This is a genomic window from Vicinamibacterales bacterium (genome assembly GCA_041659285.1).
GTDB lineage: Bacteria > Acidobacteriota > Vicinamibacteria > Vicinamibacterales > UBA2999 > 12-FULL-67-14b.
In genome coordinates this window covers 258,893-284,061 of record JBAZYO010000003.1, presented here as the reverse complement: position 1 = coordinate 284,061, position 25,169 = coordinate 258,893, and the positions used below count along the sequence as shown (strand labels likewise).

Genomic DNA, 25,169 nt, shown 5'->3' with positions numbered 1-25,169 from the left:
GGAGACGTCCTGCAGTTACCGCGGGCAGTGCCGCCGTTCTTACTGGGCTTCTAAGAGGGGAATCAACTATGAGATGGCTGGATAGGATTCTACTCATCGGCACTGTGGTCATGCTGCTCATTGCAATTGGCGTAATGGGTCCGCCGCTCCTGCAACGTTTCAGGAAGACCGTCGATGTCGGTTCGCAGGTAGAGCCGAGATTGGCGGAGCGCCAGTGGACAATGGTAGCAGCCCTATCGCCTCAGTGCCGCTTCTGCACGGAGAGCATGCCATTCTATAGTCGGTTGCGCAGCACCTACGCCTCTGTCCCGCTCGTCGTGGTCGGACGGGCAGGGCCGGCGGAACTAAAGGCATATTGCGAAGCAAACGGACTAAAGGCGCTTCGCTACGAGAATGTTACGCCCCGTGATCTGGAGTTGGCCGCAACGCCGACTTTACTTCTGGTGGACCCTTCGGGAGTCGTTCGGTCCATCTGGAGAGGACGCCTGTCTCCAGCCGCAGAGAGGTCGGTTGAAGCGGCACTCACGGCCATTCGGTAGGTCTTTCATTAGTGGCTCAGTCAATGCCCATCGACGGGTTGAACCATGACGTGTCGCGTGACCCGCGGCACGTCGGCCGCGTCGATCGGGAATGGCTCGGGGCTCGTGTTCTCGATGCCGTCAGCGAGGGCGACGTCCGATTCGCCCAGCAGGATGCTCTGCGCGCCCGACGCCACCGCCTGCATGCCGCCCGCGCACGCCTTGTTGATGGTGTAGGCCGGCGCCGTGTGCGGCACACCGGCGCGGTGCCCGACCTGGCGAGCCGCGTTGGGGCCGACACCGGCGGGGCGGCCGTGCCCCATTAGCACTTCGTGAATGTCGTCGGCGGTCACTCCGGCGCGCGCCAACGCCGCCCTCGCCGCCACGGCGCCGAGCTCCGCCGCGTGCACGTTCTTGAAGGCGCCACCAAACTTGCCGATTGGGGTGCGGGCGGCGCCCAGAATCACGACCTGCGTGGCTGACTGGGATGGGGAGGGCATTTGCAGAGGAAATGATATCAAACGAACGTTCAAAAAAACCCAGCAATTACGCGCAAAAACAGCGAATTCCGAGTGTGTCCGACCCCTGAAACCCTGCACTTAATCACACGAATTCGTCGATTCGTCCCACATTTGGCCCCTTGACTGGACTACCATTCCATTGTTCCCGAATTCCGGGAATCGGAGCGGCGGTGACCCTGCCGGCCCGGGTTGGTTTTTCCCTCGTTGTTGTTGCTTTCCAAAGGAGGAAAGGTAATGTTCGCAAGACCTTTCGCAATACTGTTACTGATCGGTGCGTTGGCTGCTCCCGCATGGGCGCAGGAACAGCGTGGCTCGATCGAAGGCGTCGTCAAAGACGCTTCCGGCGCCGTGCTGCCGGGTGCCACCGTCGAAGCTGATAACAATGGTCGCGTCACTTCGACGGTGACCGACTCAGTTGGCGTCTACCGCTTCCCGTCCCTCGCTCCCGGCAACTACCGCGTGAGCGCGAACCTCCAGGGCTTCGTGGCCAAGGAAGTGTTCGAGGTCCGCGTGGGCCTGGGCCAGATCAAGAAGGTTGACTTCGCGCTGCCGCTCGCCGGCGTCGCCGAGTCGGTCACCGTCACCGCGGAAACCCCGTTGGTGGACGTGCGCCAGAGCGCGCGCCAGACCAACATCCGCGCCGAGCAGCTCGAGTTGCTGCCTCAGGGCCGCGACTTCACGACGCTGGTCACCCAGGCGCCCGGCGCCAACAACGAGTCGAAGCTCGGCGGTCTCTCGATCGACGGCGCCAGCGCCGGTGAGAACCGCTACATCATCGACGGCATCGAGACCACTGACATTCAGGACGGCACTTCGGGGACGAACCTGATCGCCGACTTCGTGGAAGAAGTGCAGGTAAAGTCCAGTGGATACACCGCAGAGTTTGGCGGCGCGACGGGCGGCGTCATCAACGTGATCACGAAGAGCGGAACGAACAACTTCACCGGCACGGCTGGCTTCCAGTTCCAGGGCAGTTCCCTGGCGGGAGCACGGCGTCCGACACTGCGATCCAGCCTCACTACTCCCGCAACCGCGGCGGAGTATGTCAGCTATCCGAAGGACGATGAGACTCGAATCGAGCCGGGGTTCGCCGTGGGCGGTCCAGTGGCGAAGAACCGGGCCTGGTTCTTCGGCGCCTACCAGCCGGCCATCACCAGCACCGACCGAATCGTGAGCACGTCGACGGCAGTCAACCCGTCGGCGAGCGCGTTCAACGAGGACCAGAAGATCACCACGCACAACGTCACCGGCAACCTCACGACGCAGCTGAGCGATAACATGCGCGGGCGCGTGGCCTACAACAACAGCTGGCGGAAGGAAGACGGGCTTCTCCCGTTGTTGGCGGGCACCGATGCGGCCGGCACCAACTATTCCAAGAGCACCACCTTCCCGAACTACTCCGTGTCGGGAAACTTGGACTGGGTCGTGTCGCCCAAGGTATTCTTCGGCATCAAGGGCGGTTATCGCTTCTCTGATGTGTCTGACGAGAACGTCCCGGAGATTGCACGCATCATCTTCTCCACCGGCAACAACCTCGCGTTCCCAGAGGTACCGGCCAGCCTGCGGCAATCGACCGGCTACCAGAACATCCCGTCCAACACCAAGATTACGCGCGATCAGCAGACGCGCCTGTACTTCCAGGCTGACGGCACCGTGTACGGCAACCTGGGTGGTGCCCACCAAGTGAAGTTCGGTGTTCAGTACGACCGCCTTGGCAACAACGTGCTGAGCGGCGAAGCGAACAACCTCGTGCGGCTCCGCTGGGGTACACAGCTGGTGTCGAACGACCCGACAACGCGTGGCACCTACGGCTACTATCAGGTGCGTAGCAACGGCGTGAACCCGAAACAGGGGTTCATCACCGAGGGCGACATCCACATGAACGTGCTGGGGCTCTTCATCCAGGACGCGTGGACCATCAACAACAAGCTGACCGTGAACCTCGGCGTGCGCACCGAACAGGAGAAGGTGCCCACTTACACGACCGGCGCTGATATTCCAGAATTCGGCGTCGAGTTCGGCTTCGCCACGAAGTTGGCGCCGCGCGCTGGCTTCGCCTATGACGTCAAGGGCGACGGCAAGTGGAAGGTCTCCGGTTCGTGGGGTGTCTTCTATGACATCTTCAAGCTCGAGCTGCCTCGCGGCTCGTTCGGCGGCGACAAGTGGCTCGAGTACTACTACACGCTCGACACTTTCGACTATACGAACCTGACGGCGAGCGCCAACTGCCCGCCCGCTTGCCCAGGACGACTGCTCCGTGGCCCGGTGGACTTCCGTCACCCGTCGTTCGGCTCCGACGCGATCGACCCGGACCTGAAGCCGATGAAACAACAGGAAGCGACCTTCGGCCTCGATCACCAGTTTAACGACGTCATGGCCCTCGGCGTCCGCTACGTTCACAAGCAGGTGGACCGCGGCATTGAGGACACCGGCTCCCTCGACGCCCAGTCCAACGAGATCTACATCATCGCCAATCCGGGCGAGGGCCTGGCGGCGCTGGCTCATCCAGGCGTTGCGCTCCCGAAGCCGGTTCGCGACTACGACAGCGTCGAAGTGGCGTTCGACAAGCGGATGGCCGACCACTGGTACCTTCGGACGAGCTACCTCTGGAGCCGGTTGTATGGCAACTACTCTGGCCTCTCGCAGTCTGACGAGAACGGCCGCACCAGCCCCAACGTAGGTCGACTCTATGACTATCCGTTGATGATGTTCGCTGATGGCGGCAAGGCCGTCCTGGGTCCGCTGCCCACCGATCGCCCGCATCAGTTCAAGACACAGTTCATTTACCAGTTCGGCTTCGGCACGAGCGTCGGGCTGAACCAGTACGTGGCCAGTGGCTTGCCGGTGACGCGCGAAATCGGCATTTACCCTCCTAACACACTGCCCGTGCAGTACCTGGGACGAGGGAGCGACGGCCGCACGCCGATTTACTCGCAAACCGACTTGCTCGTACAGCACGGGTTCAAGGTCGGTGGACGCGAAGTGCAATTGAGCCTCAATGTGCTGAACTTGCTCAACCAGGACACGGCGGTCGGGAAGTATTCGACCTATCAGTACAGCGGTGGCGTGATTCCTGATGAGGACGCGTTCTACGGCGGCCGTCAGACGCTGGCCTCCTTGATCACCTCGCAAGGTGTGGCAAAGGATCCGCGCTTCCTGATGGACAATGGCTTCCAGTTGCCCATTCAGGCACGCGTGGGCGTGAAGTTCCTGTTCTAAACGCTCTCACCGCCCGGCTCCTCGACGAGCCGGGCGGAGTTCGGCTATCGTCAGCCCCGCGGGCCCACAAGGGCTCGCGGGGTTTTCTCTTGGAGTCGCCCATGCGCAGCCTAATCGCCCTCGCCCTTGCGTTCCTGAGCCTCGCCCCGACGTTGTCGGCCCAGTCCGTGTCGCCCGGGGATCGCGAGAGGTCGCGCGCGCAGAACCGCCTCGGCTGGGAACAGATGCGCAGCGAGTCATTCGAGCAGGCCGTCAAGCACTTCCAGGAGGCGGTCGCGATCGACCCCGAGTTTGAGATGCCCTTCTACGGCTTGGGTCGCGCGCACATCGCGCTCAAGCAGTATGTCTCAGCCATCTCGGCCCTGTCGCGATGCCGCGATCTGTATCGGGCGCAGGTTGGCCGCCAGTTCTCGAACCAGCAAGAGGCTCAACGCTATCGCAGTAATCGCATCGTTGAGCTCGACGAAATGGTCCGGCAAGTGCAGTCCGGTCCGCAGACCACTCAGGCGCAAGACCAACTCCGGCAGCTGCAGGAACAAAGGCGCCAACTCCAAGACATAATCGCTCGGGGCAATAGTGTCACCATCGAAGCGGCCGTGCCGGCGTGGGTGTCGTTGTCTCTCGGCAGCGCGTACTTTCGCTCGGGCAAGATCGCCGACGCCGAACGCGAATACAAGGCCGCAATCGAGGCCGACCGCCGGTCTGGCGAAGCACACAGTAACCTCGCTGTGGTGTATCTCGAAACGGGACGTCTCGTGGAGGCCGAAGAGGCTTTGAGGGCCGCCAAGAAGGCCGGCTTCAAGGTGAACCCGCAACTCGAGCAGGCGATCAAGGACAAGAAGAACGCTCGTCCATGATTGAGATGTCATTGGTCCCAGCACTGGTACCAGTCGATCCAATACTTTGAGCGACTCTCACCAAATATTGGCGTTTTCGTCCCTGCTCGAAAGTAGTCCCTCCCGTATTTCGTAGCGATCAGCGCGCTATTCGTCCCGTGGCGGGTGGCACGGCTTTTCCTTTACTGAACAACTGTTCGACTCTGTTGTTTGTCGTTTCTTCAAAGGAGAAAGTCTCTTATGCGTATCCGCACGAGCGCCATTTTCATGGCCCTCTGGCTCGTCTTTACCGGCGTCGCCTCCGCCCAGGTCACCAATACCGGCACCATCGAGATCGTGGTGGCGGATGCTGACGGCGGCCGGTTACCGGGCGTCACCGTCACCGCTGCCGCGGCTGACACCATCACCAAGCGCACGGTCGTCACCGACGGCCAGGGCGTGGCCAAGCTCGAAGCGCTGGCGCCATCGGCGCAGTACACGGTCACGGTGGTCCTCCAGGGCTTCAAGGACCTGACCCGCGAGAAGATCCTGGTCCGTTCGGGCCAGACCGCCTCGCTCACCGTCACCATGTCGATTGCCGGCCTCACCGAAGCGGTGCAGGTGACGGCGGCGACGCCCCTGGTGGACGTCCGCAGCGCCACCACCGGCCAGGACATCACGCTGGAGCTGACCGAGTCGCTGCCGACCGGCCGCAGCTACCAGAGCTACCTGCAGCTGGTGCCGGGCGTGCTGCCTGACGACCAGGCCTCTGGCGGCAACCCCGCGGCGCGGTCGGGCCTCAACTACAGCGACATCGGCGGCAACGTCGGCATCTCGGCCGACAACGTCTACTACTTCGACGGCATCAACGTCACCGATCCGGTCAGTGGCACCTTCGGCGCCAACCTGAACACCGAGATCATCCAGGAGCAGCACGTCATCACCGGCGCCATCCCGGCGGAATTCGTCGGCGCGCCCGGGCTGATCTCCAACGTGATCACCAAGTCGGGCAGCAACACCTTCCACGGCTCGGCCAACTACTTCTTCCAGAACAGCAACCTGGTCGCGGAAAACAAGAACGGCGCGGCCGAGGAGTTCTCGACCAAGGACAGCGCCTTCACGTTCGGCGGCCCGGCGTTCAAGGACAAGGCGTGGTTCTTCGGCAGCTACCGCTACACCAACCGCAAGGACGACGTGTCGACGCTGGACACCAACACGTTCATGCGCTCGGTGGACAACACCCAGCACCAGGGCTTCGCCAAGGGCAGCTGGGCGGCGACCACGTCGGACCTGTTCAGCGCCAGCTACATGAGCGACCCGACGAAGATCAACGGCCGTCGCCAGCGCGACATCACCAACGCCCGCGACCGTGCCCGTGAACAGGGCGGCGCGCGCTACGGCGCCACCTACACCCGCGTCTGGGGCGGCACGCTGCTCGAGCTCGGCGCCAACAAGCACAACGGCGAGGTGACCGACCTGTCGGCCATCCGCTCGTCGCGCAACGACGTGCTGTTCCAGCGAACCGATGCGCGCGTGCTGACCGACGAGCAGGTGGGCGGCTTCGGCCGCGACCTGATCGACGAGCGCGATAACCAGGCCATCCGCGGCTCGCTCCAGCACGTGTGGAAGAACCACACGTTCAAGGGCGGCGGCGAGTGGAGCCGGTCCGACAACTTCCGCGACACGCTGTACGTGGGTCAGCAGGGCTTCACGACCCTGGCCGACAAGTACCGCGGCGCCGGGATCACCGCTGCGCAGGTCGCGGGCGGCAGCTGGACGGGCCTGCAGTTCGATGTCACCAACACCAGTGACTTCAACGGCCTGATCCGCACCATCGACGCCAGCAGCGACCGTGCGGCCTTCTACGCCGCCTACGACGCCAACCGCGACGGCGTGATCTCGCAGGCTGAAGCCGGCACCGGCATGGTGTTCAACACCGCCAACTCGGCGGGCGGCGTCAACTACGACCGCGACTTCCAGGCCGCGACCGGCCCGCAGGAAACCTACTCGAAGGGCCTGAGCTTCTTCGTGCAGGACGAAATGACCTTCAACCGCCTGACGCTGAACCTCGGGCTGCGCACCGAGCGGTGGGAGCACTTCGCCACCACCGGCGACAACATTTACACCTTCCCCTGGGAATTCGCCCCCCGCCTGAGCGCGGCGTACGACATCTTCGGTGACGGCAAGCACAAGGCCTCGGCGTTCTGGGGCCGCTACTACGACCCCGTCCGCAACAACATGACCAACTTCGCGGGCACGCTCACCGGCTCGATCCTCGAAGAACAGGTCTTCGTGTCGGCGCTCAACAAGTTCGTCACCTACCGGACCCGCGGCGGTCCGGCGGTGCAGGACGCGTTCTTCTCGCCGACCACGCAGACGCCCTACACCGACGACATGCAGTTCGGGTACGCGGTGGACCTCGGCCACAACATGAGCTTCGACGCGCTCTACTTCAACCGCAAGAGCCGCGACATTCTCGAGGACTACGACCTCGAGCTCTACGCGGATCCGAACGGCTACCCCGGCCCGGTCAACCACCCGGACTCGCTGTTCCTGGGCTATGACTACTTCGGCTACACCCAGAACCCGGGCTCAAACTTCGTCATCGGCACGCTGGCCGGCGGCGAGCGCAACTTCCAGGGCCTCGAGTTCGTGTTCCGCAAGCGGTTCGCGAACAACTGGCAGATGCTGACCTCGTACAACTGGAACGACGCGGAGGGCAATACCAACTCCGACTCGAACGCCGACTTCCAGGGTGACGTGGACTTCCTCGACCCGCGCGCGCCGAACCAGTACGCGACGCAGCCCGGCTTGATCCGCAACATGGTGAAGGGCGCCGGCTCCTACACGTTCCCATTCGGCCTCCAGCTCGGCGGCACGTTCACGTGGAACTCGGGCACGGTGGCCAGCCGCACGTTCCTGGCCTCGGGCCGCAACCTCCCGCTCCGCGTGACCACGGCGAACGCCTTCGAGTTCGCCGGCTACACCACCCGCTGGCTGGCGCCGGACTCGGTGGGCTCGCTGACCAACCCCTCGTGGGGCCAGGTCGACCTGCGGGCGCAGTACAACCGCAAGATCATCGGCGAAGCGTCCGCTGAGCTGTTCGTGGACGTCTTCAACGTGCTGAACGCGCAGGGCGCGGTTCGCAACCAGGACCTGGTTGCGGGCTCGGGCGGCAAGGCATACGGCGCGCCCATCCTGTGGGTGAACCCGCGCCGCGCCTTCGTCGGCGCACGCCTGAAGTTCTAATGTGACTTGGGGCTTGGGGCTTGGGACTTACCCAAGCCTCAAGTCCCAGGCCTCAAGCCTTCTCCAGTCAGACCTTCCTCAGACATCCCTGCCATTAATTGGCGCTACCAGTGACGTCCTGTGTCACTTTCTGACCGCAGCACACGTCTATTTGTGTAGGAATCACGCCAATTCTGAGTGGCGCGGTTCTTGTAGGTCAACGGAGCGAGGGTCGTCGGCACATGTCCGACGGCCAGGGAGGCAGCCATGAGGCCCGTGCAGGCGCAGGTGGAAAGCAGCGTAATGCGGCAAGCCCTGATTGTCGGGGCGGGTCCGGAGGCGCTCGTCGGCATCGAGCCGATGCTCGGCACCAACCGCTTCCGCGTGGACTTTCTCGACAAGAACGCCACGCCGTACATCGCCATCCGCGAGCGGCGTCCCGATCTCGTGGTGCTGTGCTTCGCGCCGGACGACGAGGAGGCCTGCCAGGTGCTGCAGATGCTGCAGCTCGATCCGGCCACGCGCCGGCTGCCCATCCTCACCTACGTCAACGGCGAGGCCTACGCTATAATTCCGAGCCAATGGAGTCGGACGACAAGAGAGATTCCGAGCGCGTCGAACTCCTGGGGGCGTTACACGGCGAGGTAATGGTGTACCAGCCGACCGCCGTGCGCCAGATGAGCCACGGCGGCATGCAGGTGGAGACCGCGTTTCCGCTACAGCTGGATTCCCTCCATGAGTTCCGCCTGACGCTGGGCAGCCGCTCGGTCGTCGTGAAAGGCCGCGTCGCGCATTCGCGCATCAGCGACGTCGATCAAGACATCATCACCTACCGCACGGGCGTCGAGTTCATCGAGCTGTCGGATCGCGTCGCCGCCGCGATTGCCAGCTTCGTGGACGAACTCGCCAAGTAGAGTGAAAAATACTTTTCACCTTCTACTTTCCATTGAGGTGTTCCAGGTAATCGCCTGATTCGATGCGCCGCGCCTGACCGAGCGGCGCGTTGTAGAAATACGCCCACGCCTTCTCCGCGCGCCCATCGTCGAGCGTGACGTCGGTGAGAATGCGCGTATACAAGCTGCGCTCCGGCTCGTTGGGCCGGTAGCCCTCGATCTCGTCGAGCGCGGCCAGCACCGATGGGGTGTCTTGCGTCTCGTAGACCTCGCCCCAGACCACGCTCGCGTCTTCCGCCGGCACGGCCGCGGGGTAGATGCCCAGGTCGAAGAGCGCAGCCTTGATGGTGGCGCGGCCGGTATAGGTGAGCTTTGGGGTGATGCGCTGGCGGCCTGGCCGGTTGAACGGCGACATCAGGGTTCCGTAGAAGAAGACGTGGTCAGGCACGTCCGGGTATTTTACACCCGGCCGCGGGCGCCGTACACGCGAAGGGCGGCACTGAAGTGCCGCCCTTCTGGCACGCTACTGGATGGCGCCGACGGACTTGCGGCCCTTGGCGAGCCCTTCGAGGACGTCGAGCACTTCGGTGGGCACCGAGAACGACAGGGCCACCGTCTTGCCGTCGCCCGAGAGCACCAGCGAGTCGGCCATCTGCTGCATGCCGGGCTTGTTGCCCGCCTGCATCTTGGCCAGCGCCAGCAATCCCTTGAGCACGTCGCGCAGGTTCTGCGCCGAGGCCTCGTCCTTGGTTTCGGCCTTGAACACGCCGCTCAGGCCGCCGTTGATGTGGCCGGCCGCCGAGAACCAGGAGATGGCGGGCATCTGCGACGCGATTTCGGTCGGCAAGCCCGCCTGGCCGGCGATGGCGTCGAAGCGGCCGACGGCCCATGCGTTGGCGTTATCGAGCTCGTTCACGAGGCGCATCATTTCGTTGTTCGACACCACGTTGCGGTTGTCGCGGTGGGCGTCGATCGCGGCGTGCACGGTGTTCACGCTGCCGAAGGCGATGAGGTCGGCTTCGACGAAGCCCACGGCCATGTCGTCGGCCGCGGGGTCGTTGACGTCGTTGTCGTGATGGGTGATGAGGCGCTTGCCCTGGTAGTCGCCCACCGTGGCGCCGTGCTCGAGCGCGAGGGCCTCGAGGCGGGCCGCCTGGAAGCGGCCGCGGGCGAGGATGAGGAAGGCTTCCTGCGGCTTGTTGGCGAGGTTGCCCTTGGGCATGACCGCCGCGACCACGCTGTCGATGTCTTCTTCGAAGTTGAGGCCGGTCTTCTCCTCGAACTCGTTCCGATGTTCCTGGGTGGGTTCCAACTCGCGGAACCGCTGGCGGAGCTGCGAGTTCATGACGTCCCGCACGTTGGCGTAAGCCACGACCGCCGCATCGGCCGGCACGTACTGGAGTTCGTCAGGACCGGCGGCGCTCGAGAACACCGAAACCGGCAGGCCCATGTAGGACGCCACGATGCCCGTCCCCAGGCCAATCACCAGAATCGCTCCCGAAACCGCCACGAAGTAACGCGTCTTGTTCGACATGCGGGTCTCCCTGCCTGAGTATACGGACTGCCGGGGCCTAAGTTCCATTCGGCTGGCCATTTCCGGTGACGGACTCCCCCGGGCCGCCCGCACTCCCCCCGTGGCTCCGGGGGGGCCGGGGGATCAGGGGGCCGGGACGACCTCGAAGGCCCGGCTGACCCGTCCCACCGGCTGGCTGTCCAACATTGCCACCACGCTGGCCGTATAACGCCCCAGAGGGAGGTCGGCCGTGTTGATCTCCGCTCCGTTCAGCAGGATCGCATCGGAGCTTCCGGTCCGGGCCGCCATCAGAATCCTCCGCACCGGTTCGGCCGAACCGGCCGGGATCACCTCCATGACGGCGCGTGCCGTCTCCAAACGAGTTGGGTCCACCGACATCAATTCGATTAGAGCCGACAACGGCGTCCCCTGCGTAATCCGGGAGCGCGGCTGCAGCTTTCCGCCATCGGCGACCCCGACAATCAAGTCGCTCATCTGCAGGTCGCCCGCGGCGCGCAGCCCGACGACCAAGGGCACATCGGCGACTCCCACGCGGCCGTCTGCGTCTTTCGCGGCCACGCGGAGCCGGTAGCGGCCGGGCAGGAGCTTGGCCGAAATCGTCACGGCCGGCGGACCCGGCGTTCCGGCATCGATTCGCTCGCGGCCGGTGGCAATGACGTTGCCTTCGTTGAGCACGACAAATCCCCAGCCGGCCGGCAGGTGCGCGCGTTCGGCCCCGAGTTCAGACGAGATGAGCACCCGCAGCGTGCTGGCTTCGGTGCCGCGCGTCGAATAGGCGGTCGCGCTGAGTGCCAGCTCACCAATGTCCGTCGGTTGCGCCAGCAGCGTCGCCAGCGGATCCGCGGCCGTTAGGACGGGCAGGCCGGCACGGGACACGACGTCACGACGCGATCGCACCGTCACACCCGGCCGGCCCACGGCCACCTTCACCTCACGGGGCGCCCCTGACGCATCGTCCGACTCGCTCTCGACGCCCAACACGTAGAAGTTGTTGATCTCGGTCGTGATGCGGGCAAATACCCCGGTGGCGCGGCCCACGCCCATGAAGAGCGCGCCGCCGGTCATGCCGGTCAGGGCGCCGAGGCCCGCGGTCATGTCGCGCCCGCCGAAGGCGGACGCGATGGTCCGCCGATTGGTGACGTCGGAATCGGGCTGGTCCAGATGCAGGGCGTGGAGCACCAGTTGCGCCTCGGCGGCCCTCTTCGCGAACCGCTCGAAGTGCACGACGAGATCCTGGCCAAACGGCAGGCCGCCAGAGATCAGGATGACGTGTTTCGATCCACGCAGCGGCGCCAGCTGCGCGGCCAGGCGTTCCAGCGCCGACGTTGTGCTCTGGACCTGCGCGCGGCCGGCTTGCAGCAGTTCGCGGGCCTGGCCGACCAGGTCGTCCGGGCAGCGGTTCTGCAGTCCCCCGGGGTCGACCGGGATGCGATAGCACTCGCGCTCGATGACCTCGGCAATGACCCGCGGGTCGCGCCGCTCGTAGGCGACCGCCTCCTCCCAAGTGACGTTGCGGTCGCGATACATGTCCTGTCGCGGGCGCGTGCCGGTCATTAATGGCAGCGCCGCGCGCACGCGGTCGTGATCGCGGGTCAGGTCCACGGCGCCCACGGGAATGCCGAGCAGGCCCACGGCGTCGGCGGGACCAAGGCTGTCAAGCACGGTCGATGCGGTTTGCAGCAGCGCGGCCTCGTTCCCGGGCGCCAGCGAGTCGCGATCGATCACGAAGACCACGATGCGGCCGTCACCTCCGGTCGCGCCGGCGCGCCGCGCGCGCTCGGCGGCGACCGCGTCGGTCACCGGTTCCATTCGATCGCCATGGAAGTCCGCGAACACGACCTTGCGCGACCGTCCGCCGACCGTGACCGAGAAGTCGCCGGGGCCCAGATCTCGCGCCGGTACGCCGTCGCGATCGAGCACCGTCGCCTCGAGGGTGATCAGATCGATGCCCGCACGGAATGCGGCAGCCGGCTGCTGATCGGGTTCGGCCGCGAGCGGCGGCATCGCGATGATCGTGATCCCGAGCCACAACAAGGCAGCGGTACAGCGCACGTGGACTCTCCTGACGAGATCTATTGCTTGGGGACCACGAGCGTCCCGGCGGTGGCGAACTGCTTGAAGTCCGAGTAGGTGGCGCGAGTCGTCGATCGGCCGACCGACGGGTTCACCGTCAGGGTAATAGGGCCATTGTAGAGCTCCTCCATCACGGCAGGCAGCCACACACCGACCTCTGGGCTCCGCTTGTAAGTGACTTCGATGTCGGCGGAGCTCTCGATCTTTTGCCAGTACATGGTCGGCACCGCCGCGGAGCGCCGCCCCTGCGGCTTGGACGGATCCATCTCCGGCCGCTGAGCCGGGGCGCTCTGCACCGGCGACGTCATCTGGTCGGCGAAGTTGTTCATGCGCAGGCGCGTCCGCACGACCGTGCCGTCGTCGGGCTTGACCCACAGGGTGCCCGACACCGGCACGTCGGCGCCGGCGCGGGTCATGATGAATGTGGGCGTCCGCGTTTCCTTGAACGCGATCTCCCACGTGTCGACGCCGTCGATCTTCCTGGAGCCCTTTCGCGTGAACTCAAAGCGCGGGAGGTGCGCCGGCAGGAAGAAGAACATGGCCGTCGTCGGCACGTTGAAGTTGCGGCTGACCGGCCCGGCATTGAACCGCGCGCTCTCGTTGGCGATGCGGGTGACCTCGCTGGCGTCGGTGTTCGCGGTCGAGGTAAACAACGAGACCAACCGGTCGCGTCGATCCGTCAGCTTCTTGCCGTCCACTTCCACCACGTCGCGAAAGCCCACCCAGCCCGAACCGTCGCCGGTCTTGACGATCGCGAATTCCGCGACCAGGCGGCGCGGCTGAGCGGGGGCCGGCGCGCCCTCGAACATCACGGTTTGCGTGTATTTTTCGACCGCGACAATGAGGGCGGCCTTTTCGCCGTAGGCGCTGATGTACGCGCCCATTTTCGCCAGCACCGGCTCCAATGCGGGGTCGGCCGGCGATTGCGCGAACCCGGCGTCGGTCACGCCGGTCACCAGAGTGACAACTAGAACCGCGCGACCAAGCAAGGAATACCTCCGGGCAAGGAGAGACGACCTGTCTGAGGGATTCTAGCAGGGCTCGACCGGGACCGTCGGCTTCAGCTTGAAGCCTGCGCGGGGAGGCGCGTTGGCTCACCCTCAGTAGAACTTCGACAGCATCTCCATGTGGCTGCTGATCGTGTTGATGACCTTGGCCACCCCGAGCCCGCGCGCCTCGAGATCGCGGAGGCGCGCCAGGATGCTGCCCGCATCGCCCACCGTCGTGCCAATCGCCTCGTAGTCGGCCCCGATCGTCGTCCACTGGGTCCTGAGCGCCCGCAAGCGTGACGCGCCGGCGGCGTCGCCAGCCGCCTCCGCGGCCTTGAGCTTGTAGTCGATGTAGGGCACGACTTTCGTGTTCACGTCTTTACCCAGGCCGCGGGTTGCCTCCTGGACCTTCGAGACCTCCGACAGCGACGTCGTGTTGATCGCATGCCGCGCCTTGAACGCCGCGACCTCGCCGGCCTGAGCCGCGCTCGGATCGATCCCCTCGAAATTGATCTTCTTGGTGACTTTGTCCCCGAGCCATGCGAGATCTGCGTAGGCTTCGGGGTGGCTGCTGGTCGTCAGGTTCAGGAACGACATCTCCGGGTTGCGGGCCATCCGCTTGTAGTACACGTCGTTGAGGACTGCCTGCGCGTCTTTCTCGAAGGTCAGCGCGCTCACCCGCTCGCCGTTCTTCCTGATGATCAGGCCGGGCTGCTGCTCCAGCATGAGATCGAAATCCATGCCGACAGACCCTTCGCTCGACGCGTTCCGGATGGCCTTCAGGCGGATGTTCGCAACGTCGTAGCCTTTCTGCTCGAGCGCCTTCAGCAGCGGATCGGACATGTCGTCGTACACGGTCGTCATGACCTGGCTGTACGCGCGTCCCGTCTCTTTGTCCACATACTTGAGCCGCAGCTTCGCTTGGTACGACGCGTTGATGTCGGCCGCCGCCTCCTGCTGCACCTGTTTGAGCGCGAGGATCCGCTCGGAAGGCGCGCCGGCGGCCTGCGCGCCGGACAGTTCGTCCGACACGCGCTTGAAGGAGGCGATCTTCTGCTCCGCGCCCCGCAGCTCCTGCTGATAGCGGGCGACGTTCAGCCGAGGAGCCGCCGAAGGCGCCGCCGGTCCGAACAACGCGGCGCCGAACTGAAACGTCTTCTCGATCAGCTTCCCGCCGACGTACGCCTCGGCACCGCGAGACGCCCCCGCGGTCGCCGCGGCCCGCCAATCGCCCGACTGCGCCATCTCCTGTTCGTAGCCGTTGAACGCCTCGACGGCGACGAAGGAGACGCCTGACATCCAGGTGAGCGCTCCTTTCACCCCCTCGACGGGACCGCCTTCCCGGTACCCGGTCACGCCTCCGTAGACGAAGCCGGCAGCCTTGGGCGCCCAGCTCATGACCAACGCCGACTCTCCGAGCATCGCGACGGCCGCCGGCGCGCTGAGGCCGACGAGGGCAACCCCGATTGCCACCTTCGAGATCGTCTTCGGCGTGTTCTCCACCCAGTCGTAGTACGCCGCCTTCTCGAGATTCCGTCCCGCTTCGCGGCTCCAGTACGACTGCACCGAGTTACTCACCGACAACAGCGCCTGTTCGGCCTTCGCCATGTCGTCGACGCTCGTCCCTCTTCGATTCGCCTGCTCGTTGACCGACATCCGCCAGTTTTCCCCGAGATTGTCTGGCAGGATGGCAATCTGTTTGTCGATCGCGGTCCAGATGCGCCCCATCGCGCGGCTGCGGGCCGCCTCCTCGACGCTCTTCTGGTATTCCATCCCCCGGACGTAATCGCCGAGCGCGGTGCGGATGAACGCGGGCTGGCCGTCCGATGCCGGCTGGAGGCGGGCCTGCTCGAGCTGAATCTCGGAGACCGCAATCAGCTTGAGATACTCGAGGTCGGAGCGCCGCTTGGAATCCGTCTCAGTGGCGAGCTGCTTGTCGTACTCAGAGACGCGCCGCGTGATCGCCTGGATGTACTGCTGCCGCGCGGCGTCTTCGTTGACGATCGGAGCGGCCGGCGGTGTGGGCTTCGAAATGGAAGGCCCAGGACCGCGTGTAGCTGTGTTTCGGGAGGGCACATTGCGGCCGATGAGGCCCCTTTCGTAACCAAGTTCGATGCTGATAGCCTGCCGCTGCAACCGAAGGCGTTCTCGCATCGCGGGAGAGATCTCAGCGCCATTCTCGTCCTTTCCCGATTTCAACTGCGCGTCAATTTTGTCGATACGGCCTTGAAGGCCCGCGATGAAATTGCCGCGCCCTGCCCAGGTATCGATCCCAAAGAGATTCGAGCCGTACGAGATCCGCCATTCCACATTCGTCGTCTTCGCATCGAGCGTGAACGCGTCGAGCCCAGTCGCCGCCGGCGTGCCGGCGGCCGACAATGAGTCACCGCAAAAGAGCACCTGATCCATCAGCATGCGGGTTCCCTGGCGATGGGCGGCCCGAAACTCACGGGCGACCGTGTCGAGATCGCGACCGTCAGGATCATGGATGCGGACGCGGTACAAACCTGGCATAAGCGCTGACAAGGTCAGCGTTCCGGTGCTGTCGGCAACGCCTCGCGCAGAGGTGGGCCCCTCCAGAACAACCGTTGCGCCCACCAGTGGGCGCGTGCCGACAAAGCCGCAGATCTGTGGCGCCAGAGCCATCGACATTGCCTCGTCTTCGACATACAGGTGGAACGTGGCGCTCCCCTGCGCTTCGAAAATCGACAGCGCCTCCTTGGCCCGCTTGCCTGCACGGCACTTCAGATCGTATGGGCTCGGCGGGTTGCCCAGGGCCTCGATGGCGGCGACGAGCTCTTTGAGCCTGGCCTCGTACGACGCCATCAACTCGCGATAGGCTCGCGCCTGCAGCCACGCGTCGTTCGCCCCTTCCTCGCTGCCGTTGGCCATCGCGAGCCCGCCGTCGTGCAGTGCCACGAACAGACCGTTGGCGGCCGCCGCATACCCCGACCGCGCGACCAGGAACTGGCCGAGCAGGGGATTGAGCCGGTTCAGGTAGGTGACGATCTCGATCGTCGGAAAGTCGAGCAGCGGCGCCCATTTCTTCTCGAACCGCGCCGTGTCCTCTGGCGACAACGGACCGTAGACGAGCCGCATGCTTTCCATTGCCGCGGAAACCGCGCCGCCGTACTGGACGGATGTCACCGTGCCAAAATCGAGCGGTGGCGCGACCGACGCCGCTGCGGTGTCAGCCTTCGCGGCCGGCGTCGGCGAACCCGGCTGACTCTGCCACGGCACGTCCTTGGTCGGCCACCGCGACTGATCGCACACGCTATCGTCGGTGAACTTCGCCGTCGGCACGCCAACCGCGCCGGATGGCAACTGCGCCTGCGGCACCGTTGTTGAGGGTGCCTGCGTCCCCCCTGGGGATTGGGCGGCCGTACCCGCGGGTAGCGCCGGTTTGCCTGCTGGCGCAGGAGGCGGCGCAGGCGTGGCGGCGGTAGGCTTGTCCGGTGGCGTGGAAGCCACCGGAGGTGTGACGGCCGGGCGAGACGCGGCCGGCGGCGGCTCGACGGTGAATCGGGCTTCGGCCGCCAACGTACCCGCTATGAGCAGGTCAACGCGGTACGATCCCGGCGGCCAGACTTTACCTTGCGCCAGTTCCAAACTGAATTGTCCCCAGTCATGGGTCGGCTGAGTCGTGATCGTGCCTTCGCCGATGGGGAACGGTGGAGCGACGCCAAGGTAGTACCAACGCGCGGTGATCGTCGCGCCCGCGGGAACGTTCTCGTGCCGGAACCACACGTAGACAGGATCCCCCGCCGGTGCGAACACCTCGGTTGGTCCCACGGGCTTGCCAGACGTCACACCGCGCGCCGCCGTGACATCAAAGACCCGCGCGGGAGACTGCGTGGATCCGCCGCGGGTCTGCGGGGCTGCGGGCCCCGCAAGAGTGAGCACGATCAGGAGGGTGGCCAGCAGCAGTCGACCGTCAGGCGAGCGCGGCATGTCATGTTCCGTGCATCACGCGTGCCGGACCATAGGCGCAAAGCCTTGAGAGGTCGCCCGGCAGATAAACTCAGCGTGCGTGATATTCCGCCCGGCGTGGCAAAAATCCGCGAATTCACCGTCCAGCGCCCCGACGCCCTATTGCTCCAGAATATATTCCTTCCGCTCGACCACCCGGGTCGCCAGATAGAGAAAACCAACCAAGTACGAGAAAAGCCACGCCAGGCAGACCGCCATGGGCGGGTTCTCGCGGAACATTCCCTGGAGAATGCTGGTCACCCCGTCGGACGGCATGGCGTGGGGGACCAGGGCCTGCAGGTAGTAGGCAATGGTGAACTGCTTCAGGTAGCCCGGCAGGGCCATGACCACCTGTTCCCAGCCGAAGGCGAACAGCAGGCCGATGACCAGGGGGCGCTTGAAGAAGGCGCCCACGAAGGCAAAGACCGCCCCGTAGACCGCCAGTCCCAGCCCGAGCAGCGCCATGTCGATCGCGAGCGAGCCGAAGGTTTCCGGCAGCGCCGAAAACGGTACCAGCAGGAAGTAGACGACCATCACCGACGGCAGCACCACCAGCAGCGTGCAGGCGAGGTAGGCGAGGTACTTGCCGACCAGCACCGCCCCGCGCGGAATGGGCCGCGTGAACAAGTAGGTGATGGTCTTGTCTTCCACTTCGTCGGCCATCAGCGCCGTGCCGTAGAAGACGCCCAGCACCGGGACGATGAAGCGGAGGAACAGCATCCAGATCATCACGCCGAAGACGCCGAAGCCGGCGACGCGCTGGCCGTTCACGCGCAGCGCCGACATGCCGAACATCTCCACCACCTTGACGATCACCGCCAGCAGCACGGGGCCACCGACCACCAGCGCCATGAAGATGGTGCGGCGCGACCACAGCATCTCGCCGAGCGACAAGTCGAACACCCGGCGTGACGCATTCCAGTAGCCCAGGCTTCTGCTTTTCTGCGTCATCTGCGTCATCTGTGGCCCTGGGGAATCTGCGTTCATGACTTCACCAGGTATTTGAAGACCGCCTGCAGGTTGTCGTCGGGCGACTGCACCTCGTCGATGCGGCCGGCCTCGCCGGAGGCGGCCAGATCGGTGAGCCGTGCGTAGAAGTTGTCGGGCTTCGAGGTTTCCACGATCACCGCGCCCGGCTCGAACTTCAGGCTGAGCACGTCGTCTTCGGCCATGAAGCGGCGCGCCAGCGCGCGCGGGTCTTCGCCGCGCACGAACACCGTGTGCGGATGAGTGTCGATCAGGTCGCGAATCTGGTGCACGTTGCCTTCGGCCAGGATGCGGCCGTTGTTGATCAGCAGGATGTTCGAGGTCATCGACTCGATCTCGTGCAGGATGTGGCTCGAGACGATGATGTGCTTGCCGGCGCGGGCCCAGTCCTTGATCAGGCGGATGGTCTTGCGCCGCATCAGCGGGTCCATGCCGGTCAGGGGCTCGTCCAGGATCAGCAGCTCGGGATTGTGGACCAGCGCCTGCGCCAACTTGACGCGCTGGCGCATGCCCTTGCTGTAGGCGCCAATCTTCTTGCCGGCCGCGTCGAGCAGGTCGACCTTGTCGAGCGCGGCCTTGGTGGCGGCTTCCGCCTCGGCGTCGCTGTAGCCATTGAGCCGCACGAGGGCGTGGATCCACTCGAACCCGGTCATGCGGTCGTAGAAGGCGTCCTGCTCGGGACAGAAGCCGATGCGCGCGTAGACGCCCGGGTTGCCCCAAATCGGCTCGCCCAACACGTGGATGGCGCCCTGGCTCGGCTTGAGCTGCCCGGTCATCAACTTCATGAACGTGGACTTGCCGGCGCCATTCGGCCCCAGCAGTCCCGTGATGCCCGGCGGAATGGACACGGTGACGTCGTTGAGGCCACTCACCTGCCCGTACCACTTCGACACGTGATCGGCCTGGACGAGCACCATGCCCGCCGGGTGTTGCCCTCCCGACGAGAATTGCCCTCCCGGGGGCATCACGTCACGATCTCCACGCCACGCACGCGGCGGTGCAGGATGTAGAACGACGCCGCGATCAGCACCAGCACGGTGACGCCGGCAATGCTCGGCGGCAGTTGATACCGCGGCGGCAGGCGGAAGATCACGTCGCCCAGCTGTTCGAGGGCGGCCGTCGGCGACAGCCACGCGAAAGTAGTCTTGCCGGTGATGCCGCGCAGCGCGTTGAACAGTGCGGTGGTGAAGAAGAACAGGCCGGCGTACATCACCGCCACGAACCGGCTGCTCTTGGACAGCGACGACAGCGCCAGCATGGTGGTGGAAGCAAGCAGCACCTGCGCGAGCGAGAACAAGGTGATGGCCGGCAGCAGATAGAGGTTGTTGCTGACGAAGGTGAGGCTGCCGGCGAAGATGGCTTGCGTGAGCAGCAGCATCATGGCGGGCAGGAACGTGACCGACACCAGGAACAGGAACAGGATGGCGAGCTTGCCGGCGATGTACTCGGCACTGGTCATCGGCTTCGACAAGTACAGCTGAAGCGCGTTGGCTCGCCGGTCGTTGGCGATGAGGCCGGCGCCGACGTAGATGGTCACGAAGAAGACGAAGGCGCCTTGCTGGTCGAGGAACTCGCGGAAGGTCTCGCCCTTCGGCGCCAGGAACGAGGCCTGCTGGAAGTTGGAGGCCACGTAAATTTGCACCGCGCGCACGACGAACGGCGCCCAGGCGAACAGCATCAGGCCCAGGAACTTCCGGTTGGAGATGATCGACAACACGCCGGCGCGGGTCATCACCTGCCAGGCGTGGCCGACGGCGGTGCGGGTCCCCCCGTAGCGGCGATAGCCCTGATCATGAATCGGCATCGGCTACTTCTCTCCCACCGCGCGGGCGAACACGTCTTCGAGCGTCGGCACGCTCGGGCGCACGTGGCGGACCTGCACGCGCTCGCGCGCCGCCAGCTCGAACAGCACCTTGGGATTATCGCCGCTGGCGCCGGGCACGAACACGCGCATCACGTCTTCGTCCGAGTCGTGCACGTCGTAGCCTTCGCCGCGCAGCGCGCTGATGAAATGCGCCTCGTCGCCCTTGATGCGCAACTCGTACACCCGCCCCGTCGTCCCCTTGAGCGCATCGATCGGCCCGAAGGTCGCGACGGTGCCCTTGTCCATCACCACGACGTGGTCGCAGGTGAACTCGACGTCGGGCAGCAGGTGCGATGACAGGATCAGGTTGACGTTCTTGTTGTGCGCCAGGTCGTGGATCAGCTCGAGCATCTCGTCTCGGCCCTTGGGATCCATGCCGTTGGTGGGCTCGTCCAGGAACAGCAGGTCGGGGTCGTGGACGATGGCCTGGGCGAGCTTGATGCGCTGCTTCATGCCGGTCGAGTAGGTCTCGATGTTGCGGTAGCGCGCCTCGCCGAGGCCGACGTAATACAGGACCTCGTGGGCGCGCTGCATGGCGTCGGTGGCGGGCAGGCCCGATAACTGGCCGCAGTAGGCGACAAACGAAACCGCGTTCATGCCGGGGATGTGCGAGTCGCTCTCGGGCATGTAGCCGATGCGCTCGCGAATCTCGAGCGGCGAGGTGGCGACATCCATGTCGATCACCTTCATGCTGCCCTTGTCAGGCTTGATGAAGCCGAGCAGCGACTTGAGCAGGGTGCTCTTGCCGGCGCCATTGGGACCCAGCAGGCCCACGGCGCCGGCCGGAAACACCGCCGTGACGTCGTTGAGCGCCCAGTTCTTGCCGAAACGGACGCTGAGGTTCTGGCACTGGACCACGGGTCCGGCAAAACGTGTGGCGTCCAAGGGATGGGCCTGACCTTCACCCGATTGGGTCATCTGCGTTGAGTATACGGGGGTAACGGTTACAGCGTTCCCCGTAAGCCGAGGGCATCGGCCTGGAGGCGCAGGAACCCGATCACGTTGGTCACGTGCTGGTCAAGCGGCAGGCCCATCAGCTCGGCGCCGCGGATCAAATGGTCACGCGGCACCTGCCGGGCGAAGGCCTTGTCTTTCATCCGCTTGATGACCGAGGCGGCCTCCAGGTCCAGCACGCTCTTCGACGGCCGCACCAGCGACGCGGCGGTCACAAAGCCGGCCAGTTCGTCGCAGGCGACCAGCGTCTTCTCCACCGGCGACTCCGGCTGCACGCCGGTGATCTCGGACGCGTGCGACAAGATGGCCCGCATGACCCATTCGGGATAGCCCAGCGAGCGCAGGTGCTCGCACCCCTTGTTCGGATGGTCGCCCAGGGTCGGGTACTTCTCGTAGTCAAAGTCGTGGAGGAGGGCCACCACGGCCCATTCCTCTTCGTTGGCGCCCTGCTGCCGGGCGTAGCCGCGAACAGCGGCCTCGACCGCCAGCGCGTGCTTCCGCAGGCTTTCACTCTGGGTCCATTCGGTCAGCAATTGCCAGGCGGCGTCGCGTGAAAGGGTCATGACGGAAAAGGATACTCCAAGCCCTTTCGAATCACGGCCGCGGCGTGGGCGTTGACGCCGTAGGCGTCGAGCTCGCCGGCAGTGACCCAGGCCACCGCTTCCGCGTCGGAGCCGGCCACCGCCTCGCCATGCGGCGACTCGCACACGAAGTCCACGATCACGAAGTGATACCGGATGCGGCCGTCGGTATCACGATGCACGCGATCGAAGGTTTCGATGATGGGCCCCGGGTGCACGTCGAGGCCGGTCTCTTCCTTGACCTCGCGGCGCATGCCGTCGGCCAGGGCTTCACCGAGGTGGAGGTGGCCGCCCGGCAGCGACCACTCCCCTTGGCGCGGCTCGTGGGCGCGCTTGACGATCAGCGCCCGGCCGTCGCGCACGACGACGGCGCCGACGCCGACCACCGGTTGAGCGGGGTATTCTCTGGCCATATGAAGTCGCACACAGAATATCTGACGTTCAACATTCCCGCGCGGGTCGGGTTCGAAAACATCACGCCCAAGGTCGACGCGGCCGTCCGCAAGAGCGGCGTCCGCGAGGGCCTCGTGCTGGTCAACGCCATGCACATCACCGCCTCGGTGTTCATCAACGACGATGAGCGCGGCCTGCACCAGGACTACGCGAAGTGGCTTGAATTACTGGCGCCGTTTGATGCCTCGCCGGCCCGCTACGCCCACAACCGCACCGGCGAAGACAACGCCGACGCCCACATGAAGCGCCAGCTCATGGGCCGCGAAGTGGTGGTCGCCATCACCAACGGCGCGCTCGACTTCGGGCCGTGGGAGCAGATTTTCTACGGGGAGTTCGATGGAAAGAGAGCGAAGCGAGTGCTGATCAAAGTGATCGGTGATTAGCGGATTTCGTGATCTGGTGATTTGGCGATCTGGTGATTACAGCGTGAGGCTGGCCGACGCGTTCAAGTCGGCTGGGGCGATACGCCCGGCATCAAGCAAACGGATACCGGCGGCCGCAATCATCGCCGCGTTGTCGGTCGAGAGCGCCAGGCTGGGGATGTAGACCGGGATCTCGCTACGCCCGGCCTTGGCCAGCGCCTCGCGCCGCAGGCGCGAGTTCGCCGAGACGCCGCCGGCGATGCCAATGGCGCGGGCGCCGTGCCACTGCGCGGCGGCAAACGCCCGCTCGATCAGCGTGTCCACGACCCGCCGCTGAAAGCTCGCCGCCAGATCGACGATTTCGTTCTGAGGCAACTGCTCGGTGCCGAGTACCGCCTGGCGTTGCCGCACGTGGCGCAGCACCGCCGTCTTCAGGCCGCTGAAGCTGAAGTCGAAACGGCCGTCGCGCTCGGGGGCGTTGCGATCCGGATTGGTCAGGCGCGTCCCGGGCCAGCGGATGGCCACGTCGTTGCCGTCCTGGGCCAGGCGATCGAGGATCGGCCCACCCGGATAGCCGAGCCCCAGCAGCTTCGCCACCTTGTCATACGCCTCCCCCGCCGCATCGTCTCGCGTGCGGCCGAGGAGTTGGTAGTCGCCCACCTGTTTCACGAGATACAGGCTGGTGTGCCCGCCCGACACCACCAGGATGATGGCGGGCAGCGGAATGGTCCCGTGCTCGAGCCAGATCGACTCGATGTGGCCGGCGAGGTGATGCACGGCCACCAGGGGCTTCTGCAACGCCCAGGCCGCGGACTTCGCGAACGACACGCCGACCAGGAGCGAACCGACCAGCCCGGGGCCTTGCGTGACCGCCAGGGCATCCACGTCCGGCCAGGCGGCGCCGCCGTCGGCGAGCGCACGCTCGACCACGCCACAGATGTCGCGCACGTGCTGGCGCGAGGCCAGCTCGGGCACCACGCCACCCCACTCGCGATGAATCTCGACCTGCGAGGCGACCACGTTCGACCGCATGAGCCACGGCCGGGCGGCATCATCGGTGGTGGCGACGAGGGCGGCCGCGGTCTCGTCGCACGAAGTCTCAATCCCAAGAACCAGCAATGGCACCTTTCAGAACGGTTCAGAACCGTTCAGAACCGTTCTGAACCCATCCCCAAATGGCGGGCGGACAATGCCGCGCTCGGTGATGATGGCGGTAATGAACTCGCTCGGCGTCACGTCGAACGAGGGATTGCGGATGTGCGCGCCTTCAGGGGCGAGCCGCGTGGATCCCACGTGCGTGACTTCCCGCGAATCGCGCTCCTCGATCGGGATGGCATCGCCATCCGGAGTCGCCAGGTCGATGGTGCACCACGGCGCCGCGACATAGAACGGAATGCCGTGCGCCCGCGCCAGCACGGCCACCGAGTAAGTGCCGATCTTGTTCGCGGTGTCGCCGTTGGCGGCAATGCGATCGGCGCCCACCACCACCAGGTCGATCTCGCCCGCCCGCATGATGGCGCCGGCCATGTTGTCGGTGATCACGGTGGTGTCGATGCCGTCCTTGACGAGCTCCCACGCCGTGAGCCGCGCGCCCTGCAGGAACGGCCGCGTCTCGTCGGCGATCACGCGCACCTGACGGCCCGCTTCGACCGCGCCGCGGACGACGCCGAGCGCGGTGCCGTAGCCGGCCGTGGCCAGCGCGCCGGCGTTGCAGTGCGTGAGAATGGTGGCCACCGCCGGCACCAACGTCGCGCCGTGCGCGCCAATCGCCCGGCAACTCGCCACGTCGTCATCGTGAATGCGATCGGCCTCCGTCCGCAGGCGCGTCTTCAACTGGTCCACCGACTCACCGGCGAGGGCACCGTCCGCGAAGGAGAGCTTCATCCGCTCGATCGCCCAGAACAGGTTGACCGCGGTCGGCCGCGTCGCCGCGAGGATCTCGCAGTTGCGCTGGAACTCGGTGGTGAACTGCTTGGTGCCGGTGGCCTTGCTGCGGGCGGCGCCCAGCGCGAGACCCATGGCCGCGCTCACGCCAATGGCCGGCGCACCGCGAATGACCATGGTCTTGATGGCCTTGGCCACCTCGTTGACAGTGCGGCAGGTCACGTAGACCTCCGCGGCCGGCAGCTTGCGCTGATCGACCATCACGATGTCGAAGTCTTGCCACGCGATTGTTGGAAGCATGTCTTGACCGATCATACCGGGAGGG

General features: G+C 65.3%; 20 protein-coding genes. 6 read left to right on the top strand and 14 right to left on the bottom strand.

Annotation, left to right across the window (positions count from 1 at the left end; translation table 11 throughout):
• Positions 1 to 559 precede the first annotated feature (559 nt).
• On the bottom strand, positions 560 to 1,018 hold the full coding sequence (locus WC815_06185; protein ID MFA5908344.1) for a beta-ketoacyl synthase N-terminal-like domain-containing protein: 459 nt from the start codon (positions 1,016 to 1,018) through the stop codon (positions 560 to 562).
• Between the two features lie 297 nt (positions 1,019 to 1,315).
• On the opposite strand from WC815_06185, the gene WC815_06180 reads away from it, so the two are divergent.
• The 5 genes from WC815_06180 (at position 1,316) to WC815_06160 (ending at position 9,215) form a co-directional block, all read left to right on the top strand.
• Complete coding sequence (locus WC815_06180) at positions 1,316 to 4,258, top strand: TonB-dependent receptor (protein ID MFA5908343.1); 2,943 nt, start codon at positions 1,316 to 1,318, stop codon at positions 4,256 to 4,258.
• Between the two features lie 101 nt (positions 4,259 to 4,359).
• Positions 4,360 to 5,115, top strand: a complete 756-nt coding sequence (locus tag WC815_06175; protein ID MFA5908342.1) for a tetratricopeptide repeat protein — start codon at positions 4,360 to 4,362, stop codon at positions 5,113 to 5,115.
• Between the two features lie 219 nt (positions 5,116 to 5,334).
• Positions 5,335 to 8,322, top strand: coding sequence for a TonB-dependent receptor (locus tag WC815_06170; protein ID MFA5908341.1), 2,988 nt, complete (start codon positions 5,335 to 5,337; stop codon positions 8,320 to 8,322).
• Positions 8,323 to 8,568: 246 nt separating this feature from the next.
• The gene (locus WC815_06165; protein ID MFA5908340.1) at positions 8,569 to 8,949 is read left to right on the top strand and encodes a hypothetical protein; all 381 of its coding nucleotides are present in this window, start codon (positions 8,569 to 8,571) and stop codon (positions 8,947 to 8,949) included.
• The gene (locus WC815_06160; GenBank protein ID MFA5908339.1) at positions 8,949 to 9,215 is read left to right on the top strand and encodes a PilZ domain-containing protein; all 267 of its coding nucleotides are present in this window, start codon (positions 8,949 to 8,951) and stop codon (positions 9,213 to 9,215) included. Before WC815_06165 ends, WC815_06160 begins: the two co-directional genes overlap by 1 nt.
• A gap of 22 nt (positions 9,216 to 9,237) precedes the next feature.
• On the opposite strand, the gene WC815_06155 is transcribed toward WC815_06160, so the two are convergent.
• The 11 genes from WC815_06155 to WC815_06105 all read right to left on the bottom strand — a co-directional run bounded on the left by WC815_06155 (position 9,238) and on the right by WC815_06105 (position 22,558).
• Positions 9,238 to 9,642, bottom strand: coding sequence for a gamma-glutamylcyclotransferase family protein (locus tag WC815_06155; protein MFA5908338.1), 405 nt, complete (start codon positions 9,640 to 9,642; stop codon positions 9,238 to 9,240).
• Positions 9,643 to 9,717: 75 nt separating this feature from the next.
• Complete coding sequence (locus tag WC815_06150) at positions 9,718 to 10,728, bottom strand: DUF3352 domain-containing protein (protein ID MFA5908337.1); 1,011 nt, start codon at positions 10,726 to 10,728, stop codon at positions 9,718 to 9,720.
• 123 nt (positions 10,729 to 10,851) lie between these two features.
• Positions 10,852 to 12,780 (bottom strand): VWA domain-containing protein, encoded by a 1,929-nt coding sequence (locus WC815_06145; GenBank protein MFA5908336.1) that lies wholly within the window; start codon positions 12,778 to 12,780, stop codon positions 10,852 to 10,854.
• 20 nt (positions 12,781 to 12,800) lie between these two features.
• A complete protein-coding gene (locus WC815_06140) occupies positions 12,801 to 13,757 on the bottom strand; it encodes a hypothetical protein (protein MFA5908335.1) in 957 nt (318 codons plus the stop codon).
• Between the two features lie 144 nt (positions 13,758 to 13,901).
• A complete protein-coding gene (locus tag WC815_06135) occupies positions 13,902 to 17,741 on the bottom strand; it encodes a hypothetical protein (GenBank protein ID MFA5908334.1) in 3,840 nt (1,279 codons plus the stop codon).
• A 138-nt stretch (positions 17,742 to 17,879) separates the two neighbouring features.
• Positions 17,880 to 18,710 (bottom strand): ABC transporter permease, encoded by an 831-nt coding sequence (locus WC815_06130; protein MFA5908333.1) that lies wholly within the window; start codon positions 18,708 to 18,710, stop codon positions 17,880 to 17,882.
• Positions 18,711 to 18,742: 32 nt separating this feature from the next.
• Complete coding sequence (locus WC815_06125) at positions 18,743 to 19,711, bottom strand: ABC transporter ATP-binding protein (protein ID MFA5908332.1); 969 nt, start codon at positions 19,709 to 19,711, stop codon at positions 18,743 to 18,745.
• Entirely contained in the window at positions 19,711 to 20,550 is an 840-nt protein-coding gene (locus tag WC815_06120) for a hypothetical protein (GenBank protein ID MFA5908331.1), read from the bottom strand. Before WC815_06120 ends, WC815_06125 begins: the two co-directional genes overlap by 1 nt.
• Before the next feature lie 3 nt (positions 20,551 to 20,553).
• Positions 20,554 to 21,495 (bottom strand): ABC transporter ATP-binding protein, encoded by a 942-nt coding sequence (locus tag WC815_06115; protein MFA5908330.1) that lies wholly within the window; start codon positions 21,493 to 21,495, stop codon positions 20,554 to 20,556.
• Positions 21,496 to 21,554: 59 nt separating this feature from the next.
• Positions 21,555 to 22,127, bottom strand: a complete 573-nt coding sequence (locus WC815_06110) for an HDIG domain-containing metalloprotein (GenBank protein MFA5908329.1) — start codon at positions 22,125 to 22,127, stop codon at positions 21,555 to 21,557.
• Positions 22,124 to 22,558, bottom strand: coding sequence for an NUDIX hydrolase (locus WC815_06105; protein ID MFA5908328.1), 435 nt, complete (start codon positions 22,556 to 22,558; stop codon positions 22,124 to 22,126). The genes WC815_06110 and WC815_06105 overlap by 4 nt, the downstream gene beginning before the upstream one ends.
• On the opposite strand from WC815_06105, the gene WC815_06100 reads away from it, so the two are divergent.
• Complete coding sequence (locus tag WC815_06100) at positions 22,559 to 22,981, top strand: secondary thiamine-phosphate synthase enzyme YjbQ (protein MFA5908327.1); 423 nt, start codon at positions 22,559 to 22,561, stop codon at positions 22,979 to 22,981. It abuts the gene before it with no gap.
• A gap of 36 nt (positions 22,982 to 23,017) precedes the next feature.
• On the opposite strand, the gene tsaD is transcribed toward WC815_06100, so the two are convergent.
• The gene (tsaD, locus tag WC815_06095) at positions 23,018 to 24,085 is read right to left on the bottom strand and encodes a tRNA (adenosine(37)-N6)-threonylcarbamoyltransferase complex transferase subunit TsaD (protein MFA5908326.1); all 1,068 of its coding nucleotides are present in this window, start codon (positions 24,083 to 24,085) and stop codon (positions 23,018 to 23,020) included.
• 3 nt (positions 24,086 to 24,088) lie between these two features.
• On the bottom strand, positions 24,089 to 25,144 hold the full coding sequence (gene mtnA, locus WC815_06090) for an S-methyl-5-thioribose-1-phosphate isomerase (protein ID MFA5908325.1): 1,056 nt from the start codon (positions 25,142 to 25,144) through the stop codon (positions 24,089 to 24,091).
• Between the last annotated feature and the right edge of the window lie 25 nt (positions 25,145 to 25,169).